Source organism: Serratia sp. TSA_198.1, assembly GCF_052686505.1.
Map to the genome: position 1 here is coordinate 1 of NZ_JBQZFP010000007.1, position 12,461 is coordinate 12,461.

At 55.2% G+C, this 12,461-nt stretch carries 14 protein-coding genes; 2 read left to right on the forward strand and 12 right to left on the reverse strand.

Annotated features, from left to right (window positions below; translation table 11 throughout):
• Positions 1–115: 115 nt before the first annotated feature.
• The 8 genes from fusA to fkpA all read right to left on the reverse strand — a co-directional run bounded on the left by fusA (position 116) and on the right by fkpA (position 6,446).
• Complete coding sequence (fusA, locus tag ACUTSW_RS21555; RefSeq protein ID WP_004951196.1) at positions 116–2,230, reverse strand: elongation factor G; 2,115 nt, start codon at positions 2,228–2,230, stop codon at positions 116–118.
• Between the two features lie 97 nt (positions 2,231–2,327).
• A complete protein-coding gene (gene rpsG / locus ACUTSW_RS21560; protein WP_004951199.1) occupies positions 2,328–2,798 on the reverse strand; it encodes a 30S ribosomal protein S7 in 471 nt (156 codons plus the stop codon).
• A 96-nt stretch (positions 2,799–2,894) separates the two neighbouring features.
• Entirely contained in the window at positions 2,895–3,269 is a 375-nt protein-coding gene (gene rpsL, locus ACUTSW_RS21565) for a 30S ribosomal protein S12 (RefSeq protein WP_004930426.1), read from the reverse strand.
• A 143-nt stretch (positions 3,270–3,412) separates the two neighbouring features.
• Positions 3,413–3,700: a sulfurtransferase complex subunit TusB gene (gene tusB, locus ACUTSW_RS21570; RefSeq protein ID WP_004951202.1), complete on the reverse strand. Its 288-nt coding sequence runs from the start codon at positions 3,698–3,700 to the stop codon at positions 3,413–3,415.
• Between the two features lie 9 nt (positions 3,701–3,709).
• Positions 3,710–4,069, reverse strand: coding sequence for a sulfurtransferase complex subunit TusC (tusC, locus tag ACUTSW_RS21575; RefSeq protein ID WP_445585320.1), 360 nt, complete (start codon positions 4,067–4,069; stop codon positions 3,710–3,712).
• Between the two features lie 8 nt (positions 4,070–4,077).
• On the reverse strand, positions 4,078–4,467 hold the full coding sequence (gene tusD / locus ACUTSW_RS21580) for a sulfurtransferase complex subunit TusD (RefSeq protein ID WP_445585321.1): 390 nt from the start codon (positions 4,465–4,467) through the stop codon (positions 4,078–4,080).
• A complete protein-coding gene (locus ACUTSW_RS21585; protein ID WP_004951212.1) occupies positions 4,467–5,189 on the reverse strand; it encodes a helix-turn-helix transcriptional regulator in 723 nt (240 codons plus the stop codon). The genes tusD and ACUTSW_RS21585 overlap by 1 nt, the downstream gene beginning before the upstream one ends.
• Positions 5,190–5,606: 417 nt before the next feature.
• Positions 5,607–6,446, reverse strand: coding sequence for an FKBP-type peptidyl-prolyl cis-trans isomerase (fkpA, locus tag ACUTSW_RS21590; RefSeq protein WP_004951215.1), 840 nt, complete (start codon positions 6,444–6,446; stop codon positions 5,607–5,609).
• 370 nt (positions 6,447–6,816) lie between these two features.
• On the opposite strand from fkpA, the gene ACUTSW_RS21595 reads away from it, so the two are divergent.
• Positions 6,817–7,044: a SlyX family protein gene (locus ACUTSW_RS21595; protein ID WP_004951219.1), complete on the forward strand. Its 228-nt coding sequence runs from the start codon at positions 6,817–6,819 to the stop codon at positions 7,042–7,044.
• A 58-nt stretch (positions 7,045–7,102) separates the two neighbouring features.
• On the opposite strand, the gene slyD is transcribed toward ACUTSW_RS21595, so the two are convergent.
• From slyD to kefG, 4 genes are all read right to left on the reverse strand, one after another.
• A complete protein-coding gene (gene slyD / locus ACUTSW_RS21600) occupies positions 7,103–7,699 on the reverse strand; it encodes a peptidylprolyl isomerase (RefSeq protein ID WP_004951222.1) in 597 nt (198 codons plus the stop codon).
• 124 nt (positions 7,700–7,823) lie between these two features.
• Positions 7,824–8,027, reverse strand: coding sequence for a YheV family putative zinc ribbon protein (locus ACUTSW_RS21605; RefSeq protein ID WP_004951224.1), 204 nt, complete (start codon positions 8,025–8,027; stop codon positions 7,824–7,826).
• Positions 8,028–8,042: 15 nt separating this feature from the next.
• A complete protein-coding gene (kefB, locus tag ACUTSW_RS21610) occupies positions 8,043–9,851 on the reverse strand; it encodes a glutathione-regulated potassium-efflux system protein KefB (protein ID WP_004951226.1) in 1,809 nt (602 codons plus the stop codon).
• Positions 9,852–9,853: 2 nt separating this feature from the next.
• Positions 9,854–10,405: a glutathione-regulated potassium-efflux system ancillary protein KefG gene (kefG, locus tag ACUTSW_RS21615; RefSeq protein ID WP_006328470.1), complete on the reverse strand. Its 552-nt coding sequence runs from the start codon at positions 10,403–10,405 to the stop codon at positions 9,854–9,856.
• Between the two features lie 133 nt (positions 10,406–10,538).
• Here kefG and ACUTSW_RS21620 point away from each other — a divergent pair, with 133 nt between their 5' ends.
• Positions 10,539–12,452: an ABC transporter ATP-binding protein gene (locus ACUTSW_RS21620; protein ID WP_445585322.1), complete on the forward strand. Its 1,914-nt coding sequence runs from the start codon at positions 10,539–10,541 to the stop codon at positions 12,450–12,452.
• Positions 12,453–12,461: the final 9 nt, after the last annotated feature.

Here is a 12,461-nt window from a genome sequence, read left to right on the forward strand (position 1 = left end):
AACGTTAACGTGCGGTTTGGAACGTTCAAATTTTTCTTTAGACACGGCTATATTCCTTACTCTTATGCTCTCCCCTCATGGAGAGAGCACTGATCAATGTGTTAAACCCGAAAGCTTATTTACCACGGGCTTCGATAACGGCCTGAGCGACGTTGTTCGGCGCATCATCGTACTTCAAGAACTCCATGGAGTAAGAAGCACGGCCTTTGGTCAGAGAACGCAGTTGAGTTGCGTATCCGAACATCTCGGACAACGGAACTTCAGCGTGAATCTGAACGCCAGTAGCGTTGGATTCCTGACCTTTCAGTTGACCACGGCGACGGCTAAGGTCACCGATAACGTCACCGGTGTTCTCTTCCGGCGTTTCAACTTCAACCTTCATAATCGGCTCAAGCAAAACAGGTTTCGCTTTCTTAAAGCCATCTTTAAAGGCGATAGACGCAGCCAGTTTAAACGCCAATTCGGAGGAGTCAACATCGTGGAAAGAACCGAAATGCAGACGCACACCAAGGTCAACAACCGGGTAACCGGCCAGTGGACCAGACTTAAGCTGCTCCTGGAGGCCTTTATCAATGGCAGGGATGTATTCCGTTGGGATCACACCACCTTTAATGTCATTGATGAACTCGTAGCCTTTCGGATTTGAGCCCGGCTCCAGTGGGTACATGTCGATAACAACATGACCATACTGACCACGACCACCAGACTGCTTGGCGTGTTTACCTTCGATGTCGGTAACTTTCGCGCGAATGGCTTCACGGTAAGCAACTTGTGGTTTACCCACGTTCGCTTCAACGTTAAATTCACGACGCATACGGTCAACCAGGATGTCCAGGTGAAGTTCACCCATACCTGCGATGATAGTCTGACCTGATTCTTCGTCAGTCCACACGCGGAATGATGGATCTTCCTTCGCCAGACGGCCCAGAGCCAGACCCATTTTTTCCTGGTCAGCTTTGGTTTTTGGTTCAACTGCAACGGAGATTACCGGCTCAGGGAACTCCATACGCTCCAGAATGATCACGTGGTTTGGATCACACAGAGTGTCACCGGTAGTCACGTCTTTCAGACCGATCGCTGCAGCGATGTCGCCTGCACGAACTTCTTTGATCTCTTCACGCTTGTTAGCGTGCATCTGAACGATACGGCCCAGACGCTCACGTGCAGCCTTCACTGAGTTCAACACGGTGTCACCGGAGTTAACGATACCGGAGTACACGCGGAAGAATGTCAGGTTACCCACGAATGGGTCGGTAGCAATTTTGAACGCCAGTGCAGCAAATGGCTCATCGTCATTAGCATGACGCTCAGCCGGCGTATCTTTACCGTCGTCGAGGATACCGTTGATTGCAGGTACGTCAGTTGGTGCCGGCAGGTATTCGATAACCGCATCCAGCATTGCCTGCACGCCTTTGTTTTTAAAGGCAGAACCACAGGTAACCAGAATAATCTCGTTGTTCAGCACGCGCTGACGCAGAGCTTTCTTGATTTCTTCCTCGGTCAGCTCTTCGCCGCCCAGGTATTTTTCCATCAGCTCGTCTGAAGCTTCAGCTGCAGATTCAACCAGGTTCTGGTGCCATTCTTCGGCCAGCGCTTGCATGTCCGCAGGGATCTCTTCGTATTCGAAGGTCACGCCCTGGTCAGCATCGTTCCAGTTGACTGCTTTCATTTTCACCAGGTCAACGATACCGGTGAATTTCTCTTCTGCGCCGATGGCCAGTTGCAATGGAACCGGATTCGCGCCCAGACGGGATTTGATCTGACCAACAACTTTCAGGAAGTTAGCACCCATGCGGTCCATTTTGTTAACGAACGCGATGCGTGGAACTTTATATTTGTTAGCCTGACGCCATACAGTTTCAGACTGTGGCTGAACACCACCAACAGCACAGTAAACCATTACAGCGCCATCAAGAACACGCATGGAACGTTCTACTTCGATGGTGAAGTCAACGTGTCCCGGGGTGTCGATGATGTTTACGCGGTGCGGCTCAAACTGCTTGGCCATACCAGACCAGAAAGCGGTAGTCGCTGCAGAAGTGATGGTAATACCACGCTCCTGCTCCTGCTCCATCCAGTCCATGGTGGCAGCGCCGTCATGAACTTCACCGATTTTGTGGTTTACACCGGTGTAGAACAGAATACGTTCGGTAGTGGTCGTCTTACCGGCGTCGATGTGAGCGCTGATACCGATGTTACGATAGCGCTCAATGGGTGTTGTACGAGCCATTTGATTCCTCTATTGCCTTAGGCGTTCAAGTTCGGTTAACCCAAGCGGGTTGGCTTCTTGAAGCGCCCGCTTGGTTAGCATAACTACTGCGTGGCAATTACCAGCGGTAGTGGGCGAACGCCTTGTTGGCTTCTGCCATACGGTGAACGTCTTCACGTTTCTTAACAGCAGAACCTTTGTTCTCAACTGCATCAGAAAGTTCGTTCGCCAAGCGCAGAGCCATGGATTTATCACCGCGTTTACGAGCAGCATCAACGATCCAACGCATTGCCAGAGCATTACGACGGACCGGGCGGACTTCAACTGGTACCTGATAAGTAGAACCACCAACGCGGCGCGACTTAACTTCTACAGTCGGGCGAACGTTGTCGAGAGCTACTTCGAAAGCTTCCAGGTGATTTTTACCAGAACGCTGAGCCAGGGTCTCCAGCGCGGTATACACGATAGCTTCTGCAGTAGATTTTTTACCGTCTACCATCAGGATATTTACAAATTTGGCCAACAGCTCGGATCCGAACTTAGGATCTGGCAGGATTTTACGTTGGCCTATTACGCGACGACGTGGCATGGAAATACTCCGTTGTTAATTCAGGATTGTCCAAAACTCTACGAGTTTATTTTGACATTAAAGTGAAAATGTTTGGCCTTACTTAACGGAGAACCATTAAGCCTTTGGCTTCTTCACGCCGTACTTGGAACGAGCTTGCTTACGGTCTTTAACACCGGAGCAGTCAAGTGCACCACGGACGGTGTGGTAACGCACACCTGGCAAGTCTTTAACACGACCGCCACGGATCAGGATCACGGAGTGTTCCTGCAGGTTGTGACCTTCACCACCGATGTAGGAAGTCACTTCGAAACCGTTAGTCAAACGCACACGGCATACTTTACGCAGCGCGGAGTTTGGTTTTTTCGGGGTGGTGGTATATACGCGGGTACATACACCACGTTTCTGCGGGCAAGCTTCCAGCGCTGGAACGTTGCTTTTAGCAGCCTTCACAGAGCGTGGTTTGCGAACCAGCTGATTAATTGTTGCCATTAAAAAAGCTCCTGGTTTTGCTTCGTTTGTTGCTTCGTAAACATGTGATAAATCCCCTCGTATGCACTACTGGCAAAGTACGAGGCCGCAGAATTTTATGGCTGAGCGGTAGAGGTGTCAAGAAATATACAACATCACTCTCATCACCAAGCCATTTGGCTTCGATGTTTTTCGGTTAATTCAACGAAGTGATTATAGCCGATGACAGTGATTTTGTGTGAAAAATGACCAGTTAAGCCTCTGGCTTCCAGGTCGTCCTGCAGCGCATAAAGTGATATGGGGGCATTGAGCAGTAATTCAAGGTGCGCGCTGCCGGCCAACCCGGCCAGTACGCCATCCTGTATCAGCAGCAGATCGTCGCCTTGTGTGGTCAAACGCAACAATGCCGGCAAATCGCATTGAGTGGGAGAGTGGCTAAGGGTATACAGCATCCGAATGTCCTAAAAAGTCATTACCGCGTCATAACCGGCCAACTGTTGACGCAGCGCATCCGGTGCCAGCACCTCGGCCTCCAGCACCCAGTCGGTCACCTGACTCAGACCGCGCTCTTGCAAAGATGCCTGGCACAGATAACACTGCTCGACGTCATACAGCGGCAGCACGCCAAAGGTGGCGATATAGTTGCGCGCCAGAATTTTTTCCGGCTGCTGCCCCGGCAATAGCTGCAATACGCCATCGCCGATAAAAAACACGCCCAGATCTTCGCTCAGCGCCGAAGTCGCCAACAGCGCATCCAGCCCTTCCCTGCCGCCGGTGTCGCCGTGCGGGCCTTGGGTAAAAACAAAAGCGACTCGTTTCATAAATTCTCTCAGAACTGCACCAGACGGTCACAACTTAGCGCCGCCTCAGCCAACGAACCCAACCCGCTAAGGGTAAAGCCAGGTTGCAGATTAGCCGTTTCCAGCCCCTGCTGCGCAGCTTCCTGTTCATCGGTCACGCCGCGCCGCAACGCCGCGGCCACACAAACGTTGAGCGTAATACCGTGCTGCTGCGCCAGTTGCGCCCAGCCGCGCACCAGATCGAACTCATCGCTGGCAGGGGATGTCAGTTGGTTGGCATTCAGCACCCCTTCACGGTAGAAAAACACGCTGGAGAGCCGATGCCCTTTCGCCAGCAGGGCTTGTGCGAACTGATAGGCGCTGCTGGCCTGCTGGGTGCCATACGCCGGGCCGGTGACCAAAAGGCAGTAATCCAGCATCAGCGCTCGGTTCCCAGCAGGTCACCGCTTTTGAACTGGCGGATATACAGATACACGGTGTGCTTGGAAATATTCAGGCGATCCGCCACCTGATTAATCGCATCTTTGATATCAAAAATGCCTTTTTCATAAAGATTCAACACCACCTGGCGATTTTTGGCATTGTTGGAGACATTGCGATCGGCATTGACCTCCTCAATGGTGAACTCCAGCGTCTGCGCCACCAGATCGTCCACGGAAGAGGCAAAGTTGACTGAGGGAGCCACTTCCTGGGTTTCCGGCGGCATGAACGTCTGCATTACCTGGGAGAACGGCACATCGAGGTTCATGTTGATGCACAACAGGCCGATCACCCGCTGCTCGCGATTACGGATGGCGATAGTGACCGACTTCATCAACACGCCGCTCTTGGCGCGGGTGAAATAGGCCTTCGACACACTGCTGTCATCGCCGGCCATATCATGCAGCATCCGCAGCGCCAGGTCGGTGATCGGCGAACCGATCTGCCGCCCGGTATGCTCGCCGTTGGCAATGCGCACCGCCGAGCATTTCAAATCTTCCAGCGCGTGCAGCACGATCTCGCAGTGACCGCCGATCAGCATAGCTAGCCCATCGACCACGGCTTCATAAGACTTCAGGATTTCATGATCCGTCTGGCTAAACGGACGTTCATTCAGCAAATCAAGTTCGCTGACTTCGCTGGATAAAAGCGAATTTGACATCGAAAATACCACCCTCAAAGATCGCCTGTGCCAGGGGGCGCAGCTAAAACGGCTCGTGCAGGCTCCCTCTTCCACAGGCGGCATACCCTTGAGTATCCACAGGGCAGGCAGGCTGGTATCAGCATGAAACAGCACGACGGGCGTCCGCAGACCAACACGCGGCCGGGAACAGTTTTAGGTACACGCCCTAAGGGGCAGGCGCATGACTCATAAGTCCGGATTATTAGTCTAGCAAAACTGCCAGAGTAAAGTCCTTGCGTTTGCGCGTGGTATTGACGTTAAGCCCGATGCCCGGCAGGCGTCAAGCAATCAGTGGGAGGGAAAGTAAAAGTTACGCCTCATCCGGCATTAATCAGAGACGCTGAAATGAACACCGCCGCGAAGAAGATTCGCGGCGGTGATGGCAATCAGACAGGCTTATTGCGCTTTGGCATCCGCCGCTGCGTCAGCCGGTTTTTCAGCCTTGGCGTCTGCTTTCGGCGCAGCTTTCACATCCAGCAGCTCAACGTCGAATACCAGAGTGGAGTTAGCCGGAATGCCCGGAACGCCGGTTTTACCGTAGGCCAGTGCCGGTGGAATTACCAGCTTGATTTTGCCGCCTTTCTTGAGGTGTTTCAGGCCTTCAGTCCAGCCTGGGATCACGCCGTCCAGACGGAATGACAGCGGCTCACCACGGGTATAGGAGTTGTCAAACTCGGTGCCGTCGGTCAGGGTGCCTTTGTAGTTCACTACAACGGTATCGCTGTCTTTAGGTGCTTCACCCGCACCCGGTTTCTCTACCTTGTACAGCAGGCCAGATTCGGTTTTCTTCACGCCTTTTTCTTTGGCGAAGGTCTCACGGTACTTGGCGCCTTTCGTTTCGTTGTCTTTAGCGTCTTGTTCCATCTTCGCCTGAGCAGAAGCCTTCACGCGCGCTTCAAAGCTCTGCAGCGTTTTTTCGATGTCCGCATCGTTCAACTTGCTCTTGTTGGCGAAAGCATCCTGAACGCCTGAGATCAACTGATCTTTGTCCAGTTTGATACCCAGCTTTTCTTGCTCTTTCAGCGAGTTGTCCATGTAACGGCCCAGGGATGCACCCAGTGCGTAAGCCGCTTGCTCGTCATCGTTCTTGAACTTGCCGGTGCTTGGTGCTGCTGCAGCGTCCGCTGGTTTAGCGGCTTCGGCCGGTTTAGCCGCATCAGCAGCCATAACCTGAGTCGCATTCAGAGCAAAAGCCATGGTGGTTGCCAGAAGCGTGACTTTAAACAAAGATTTCATCCATTTCTCCAGTGTCTGAAGCTGTGCCCCAAACAGTCATTAAGTAAGATAACCGGGCTACTATAGCTGCCTGAAAGAAAACAAAACAGTCACACAGGTAACCAATCGAGTCAAAGTGTGACTCCAGGTTTAAGGAGAAGTTTCCTTTAATGTGCTACCCGCATGATAAATCAGATTATTCTCCCACCCGACACGATAACGGTAACAAAAACAGTCGCGATAAGCGCTCTATTTTTCAGCACTTTACACAGGGCGCAGCCGCCTGCGGTTATCCCTCGCTCTGTGGGAGGCGAAATAGCGCAGCGCAAAGCCGGCGGCAGCTGTTAACATAGTGCCAGATTCAGGATTAAACCGCGTCAGAGGTAGCATCATGCACAACGCCGATACCCAAAGCCTGTTACTGCGGCTTGAGGAATTGGAAAGCCGCCAGGCCTTCCAGGAAGTCACCATTGAAGAGCTCAACCAAACCGTGGTGCAGCACCAGCTTGAAATGCTGAAATTGCAGGAACACCTGCGCGTGCTGACCGATAAACTGCGCTCGACCCAAACGTCGATGATTGCCTCGCAGTCGGAAGAGACGCCACCGCCGCATTATTGATAACCCATAAAAAAGGGCAGCCCCAGGGCTGCCCTTTCTTGCTATTGCTGCGCCGCGATTAGTGGCAGCCGCAACCGCCGTTACCGCAACCGCCTTTCTTAGCCTGATCATGGTCATGCGCATGGTCATGATCGTGATCGTGGCCATGACCGCCGCAGCAACCGTCACCGTGCTCGTGGTGGTGATCGTGCTCGCCGTGTACGTGACCGTGTGCCAGTTCTTCAGCGGTAGCTTCGCGGATCGCGACAACTTCCACGTTGAAGTTCAGGTTCTGACCCGCCAGCATGTGGTTACCGTCAACCACTACGTGATCGCCGTCCACTTCGGTGATTTCGACCGGAACCGGGCCCTGATCGGTGTCAGCCAGGAAACGCATGCCAACTTCCAACTCGTCAACGCCCATAAAGACGTCTTTCGGCACGCGCTGCACCAGGTTTTCGTCGTAGTTGCCGTACGCATCGTTGGCGCCGACATTAACGTCAAAACGATCGCCTGCTTCGTGGCCTTCGAGTGCTTTTTCCAGACCTGCAATCAGAGAACCATGCCCGTGCAGATAGTCCAGCGGCGCGCTCACCGGAGACTCATCAACCAAAACACCGTCTTCTGTACGTACTTGGTAAGCCAGGCTGACCACCAAGTCTTTTGCTACTTTCATGATATCTCCTACCGTTGGACACTTGGACGCAGCCCATCATCGGGTGCCGCGCCTTTACCGGACAGATTGTATCGGAAATCTGCCCCGCTGTACCCTTCAGCATAAAAAAACGCGCCCGATAACGCTACTCCGGATGGAAAATACCGATGACCTGCTCCTGCGGTCGGACGTGCTTTTCCACCTGTTGTTCGGTCTGCCGCTGGTGATGGCCGCACTTGACGCACTCCACCACTTCGACCTGGTCTTCGCGCCAAACTGCCAGCGTATCCATAGCCTTACAGCTCGGACAGACCGCCCCGGCGATAAATCTTTTACGTGTTGCGGACATCTTCTGTGCTCCAAATTATTCGTATTCATCCCAGCCGTCGAACTGGCGACTCTCTTTTTGCATTTCGCGATGAAAAAGTTCTTCAAGCTCGCGCCGCGCCTCTTTCACGCGGGAAATCTGCGCCACATCGCCATGATGCGGCGGCATCAGTTCACGCAGCATGCGCATGTCCAGCCGGCGAAAGTGCTGCTGCGCGCGATAGGCCTGATGAGGATGCATACCCAATTCCATCAGCGCCTTGCGTCCCAGTTCCAGTGCGCTGGAGAAGGTTTCGCGGCTGAACTGCTTGACCCCGGCCTGCAGCAGTTCGTGCGCCTCCACGCGGCCGCGTGCGCGCGCCAGGATGCTCAACTCCGGGAAGTGCTGTTGGCACAAACGCACGATTTCCATGGTGTCTTCCGGCTCATTGCAGGTGATTACAATCGACTTGGCCTTCGCCGCGCCGGCCGCACGCAGCAGCTCGAGTTCGGTGGCATCGCCGTAATACACTTTGTAGCCGTAGCGACGCAGCACGCCGACCGCGCTGACATCGCGCTCCAATACGGTAATACGCATCTTGTTGGCCATCAACAGGCGGCCGATCACCTGGCCGAACCGGCCGAAACCGACAATGATCACCTGCGGATCGTCGTCCTCCACATACGGCGTTTCTTCGTCTTCATCCCGGGCGTTGTAACGGCGGGCCAGGATGCGATCGATAATCTGCATCAGCAGGGGAGTGGTCATCATCGACAGGGTCACCACCACCAACAGCAAGGCGAGTTGGTCAGACTGCAACACCTTCTGCGCCCCCGCAGCGGAAAACAGCACGAAGGCAAACTCTCCGCCCTGGCTGAGCACGCCGGCGAACTGCAAACGCACCGAACTGCGCAAGCCAAAGATGCGCGACAGCGAGTACAGCACCCCTGACTTGATCGCCACCAGCAGCACCACGCCGAGCAGCACTTCGACCAAATGGGTATAGAGCACGCCGATATTCAGCGCCATCCCCACCGAGATAAAGAACAGCCCCAGCAGCAGCCCTTTGAACGGCTCGATGGCAATCTCCAGCTCATGGCGATATTCGCTCTCCGCCAACAGCACACCGGCGATAAAGGTGCCAAGCGCCATCGACAGGCCGAGCGTATCCATAAACAACGCCGCCCCCAATACCACCAACAGGGCGGCGGCGGTGAAAATTTCGCGCACCCCGGAAGAGGCGATATAGCGGAACAACGGCCGCAGCAGGAAACGCCCGCCGATCAGCATGCCGCCGAACGCCGCGACCTTGATCGCGATTTCCGCCCAGTCGTCGCTGGTGCCACCGGCGCCGGCCAGGATAGGGATCAGGGCCAGCGCCGGGATCACCGCCATATCCTGGAACAGCAGCACCGAGAACCCTAACTGGCCGCCTTCATTGCGGTTCATTCCCTTCTCGCGCATCAGCTGCAACGCCATCGCCGTCGATGACATCGCCAGCCCGATCCCGCCGATAACGGCGGCCTGCCAGGCGAAATGGGTCAGATAAAGCAGCGCCCCCAACACCGCGGCGGTGATCAACACCTGCCCGGCGCCAACGCCGAAGATAGAACGCCGCAGTTCCCAAAGTTTGGTCGGGTTCAGTTCCAGCCCGATGATAAACATCAGGAACACCACGCCCAATTCGGAAAAGTGCAGGATCTCATCCACGTCGCGGATGAAGCCCAATCCCCAGGGGCCGATGGCAATACCGGCGATCAGATAGCCCAGCACCGCACCAATCCCCAGACGGCGGGCGATGGGCACCGTGACCACGGCGGCGAACAGGAACAGCAAAATTGCGGTCAGTAACGTCGAGCCTTCCATGATCACCTTCCTCCCTGCGGCAACGGGTTACGCAACCAGTCGCCATAGGCCGTAGCGTGGCTTTCCAGCACTTCCGGCTTCTGCCGACGCGCCCAATACACCAGCATCGGCGTCAGCCAGTGCATATGGCACATGGCGGCGGTCAGTTCGAACGGGCGCAGGATATCTTCCATCGGATAACGGTTATAACCGCCGGTGCGGTAGGCGCCTTCAGGTTCTCCGGTGGTGATCACCGAACGCCAGTATTTGCCCGCCAACGCATTGCCGCCCATACCGCTGGCAAAACCGCGCGACAGCACGCGATCCAGCCATTCTTTCAGCAATGCAGGGCAACTGTAGGTATAGAGTGGATGTTGAAAAACAATGACCTGATGTTCACGCAGCAGTTGTTGTTCGTGGTGAATATCAATAAAAAAGTCAGGATAGTGCGCGTATAAATCGTGCACGGTGACATGTTCCAACTGCTGCGCCGGTCGAAGCAAAACCCGATTCGCGACCGAGTCATGGGATTCCGGATGGGCATACAGCAGCAAGACCTTGGGCGGCTGCGACATCATTCCCCTCCAAAGCGTCGTCAGGATAGCGGTTTTCCGTTACCATGCTTCGCAAAGACTAATAATAGGACAGTCTGTGTCCTGTTAACTTAGAATCCTCTCAATTTAACATACTCTGAACATACGGCGCTTTATGATTGTATTCTCCTCGCTACAAATCCGACGCGGCACCCGCGTCCTGTTGGACAACGCCACGGCGACGGTTAATCCAGGTCAGAAAGTCGGCCTGGTGGGTAAAAACGGCTGCGGCAAATCCACGCTGCTGGCGTTGCTGAAAGGCGAAATCGCCGCGGACGGTGGTACTCACACCTTCCCCACTAACTGGGCGCTGGCCTGGGTCAACCAGGAAACGCCGGCGCTGGACGTGCCGGCCATTGAGTATGTTATCGACGGCGACCGCGAATTCCGCCAGCTTGAAGCCGAATTGCAATTGGCGAACGAGAAAAACGACGGCCACACCATCGCCACGCTGCACGGCAAACTGGACGCCATCGACGCCTGGACCATCCGCTCCCGCGCCGCCAGCCTGCTGCACGGTCTCGGCTTCTCCAACGAACAGCTGCAAAGCCCGGTGCGCGCTTTCTCGGGCGGCTGGCGCATGCGTTTGAACCTGGCGCAGGCGCTGGTCTGCCGTTCCGATCTGCTGCTGCTCGACGAACCGACCAACCACCTGGATCTGGACGCGGTGATTTGGCTGGAACGCTGGCTGAAGGGCTATCCGGGCACGCTGGTGCTGATTTCCCACGACCGCGACTTCCTGGATCCGATCGTCGATAAAATCCTGCATATCGAACAAGAGACCATCAACGAATATACCGGCAACTACTCCTCGTTCGAGCGTCAACGCTCGACCAAACTGGCGCAGCAGCAGTCGCTGTATCAGCACCAGCAGGAGAAAGTAGCGCACCTGCAAAGCTATATCGATCGCTTCCGTGCGCAGGCCACCAAAGCCAAACAGGCGCAGAGCCGCATTAAAATGCTCGAACGCATGGAGCTTATCGCCCCGGCCCACGTCGATAACCCGTTCAGCTTCAGCTTCCGCCAGCCGGAAAGCTTGCCGAACCCGTTGCTGCGCATGGAGAAGGTCAGCGCCGGCTACGGCGAAAAAGTGATCCTGAAATCGATCAAGCTCAACCTGGTGCCCGGTTCGCGCATTGGCCTGCTGGGCCGTAATGGCGCCGGTAAATCGACCTTGATCAAAATGCTGGCCGGCTCGCTGGAACCGCTGAGCGGTGAGATTGGCCTGGCGAAGGGCATCAAACTGGGCTACTTCGCCCAGCATCAGTTGGAGTTCTTGCGCGCCGACGAATCGCCGCTGCAACACCTGAGCCGCATCGCTCCCCGGGTGCTGGAACAGCAACTGCGCGACTACCTGGGCGGTTTCGGCTTCCAGGGCGACAAGGTCACCGAGGCCACCGAACGTTTCTCCGGCGGCGAAAAGGCGCGGCTGGTGCTGGCGCTGATCGTCTGGCAGCGCCCTAACCTGCTGCTGCTCGACGAACCGACCAACCACCTGGATCTGGACATGCGCCAGGCGTTGACCGAAGCGCTGATCGATTTCGAAGGCGCACTGGTGGTGGTCTCGCACGACCGCCATCTGCTGCGCTCCACCACCGACGATCTCTATCTGGTGCACGATGGCCAGGTCGAAGTTTTCGAAGGCGATCTGGACGACTACCAGCAATGGCTGAGCGATCTGCAACGGCAGGAAAACCAGCAGGATGCGCCGGAGAAAGAAAACAACGGCAACAGCGCACAGGCGCGTAAAGATCAGAAACGTCGCGAAGCCGAATTCCGCACCCAGACTCAGCCGCTGCGCAAGCAAATCGCCAAGCTGGAACAGCAGATGGAAAAACTGGGCGCCGAACTGGCGGCGGTAGAAGAGAAACTGGCGGACTCTGCGCTGTATGACATCAGCCGCAAGGCCGATCTGACCGAGTGCCTGCAAAAACAAAGCCAGACCAAATCCGCTCTGGAAGAGACGGAAATGACCTGGCTGGATGCGCAGGAGCAGTTGGAACGGCTGACAAACGAGTTTGAATTGTAGGAGCGCAGC

Bases quoted from the DNA above. Each gene is read 5' to 3' on its own strand.
- kefG (WP_006328470.1), bottom strand. From the start codon at position 10,405: ATGTCGCAGCCGCCCAAGGTCTTGCTGCTGTATGCCCATCCGGAATCC.
- rpsG (WP_004951199.1), bottom strand. From the start codon at position 2,798: ATGCCACGTCGTCGCGTAATAGGCCAACGTAAAATCCTGCCAGATCCT.
- tusB (WP_004951202.1), bottom strand. From the start codon at position 3,700: ATGCTGTATACCCTTAGCCACTCTCCCACTCAATGCGATTTGCCGGCA.
- kefB (WP_004951226.1), bottom strand. From the start codon at position 9,851: ATGGAAGGCTCGACGTTACTGACCGCAATTTTGCTGTTCCTGTTCGCC.
- fusA (WP_004951196.1), bottom strand. From the start codon at position 2,230: ATGGCTCGTACAACACCCATTGAGCGCTATCGTAACATCGGTATCAGC.
- ACUTSW_RS21585 (WP_004951212.1), bottom strand. From the start codon at position 5,189: ATGTCAAATTCGCTTTTATCCAGCGAAGTCAGCGAACTTGATTTGCTG.
- fkpA (WP_004951215.1), bottom strand. From the start codon at position 6,446: ATGAAATCTTTGTTTAAAGTCACGCTTCTGGCAACCACCATGGCTTTT.
- rpsL (WP_004930426.1), bottom strand. From the start codon at position 3,269: ATGGCAACAATTAATCAGCTGGTTCGCAAACCACGCTCTGTGAAGGCT.
- slyD (WP_004951222.1), bottom strand. From the start codon at position 7,699: ATGAAAGTAGCAAAAGACTTGGTGGTCAGCCTGGCTTACCAAGTACGT.
- ACUTSW_RS21620 (WP_445585322.1), top strand. From the start codon at position 10,539: ATGATTGTATTCTCCTCGCTACAAATCCGACGCGGCACCCGCGTCCTG.
- ACUTSW_RS21605 (WP_004951224.1), bottom strand. From the start codon at position 8,027: ATGTCCGCAACACGTAAAAGATTTATCGCCGGGGCGGTCTGTCCGAGC.
- tusD (WP_445585321.1), bottom strand. From the start codon at position 4,467: ATGCTGGATTACTGCCTTTTGGTCACCGGCCCGGCGTATGGCACCCAG.
- tusC (WP_445585320.1), bottom strand. From the start codon at position 4,069: ATGAAACGAGTCGCTTTTGTTTTTACCCAAGGCCCGCACGGCGACACC.
- ACUTSW_RS21595 (WP_004951219.1), top strand. From the start codon at position 6,817: ATGCACAACGCCGATACCCAAAGCCTGTTACTGCGGCTTGAGGAATTG.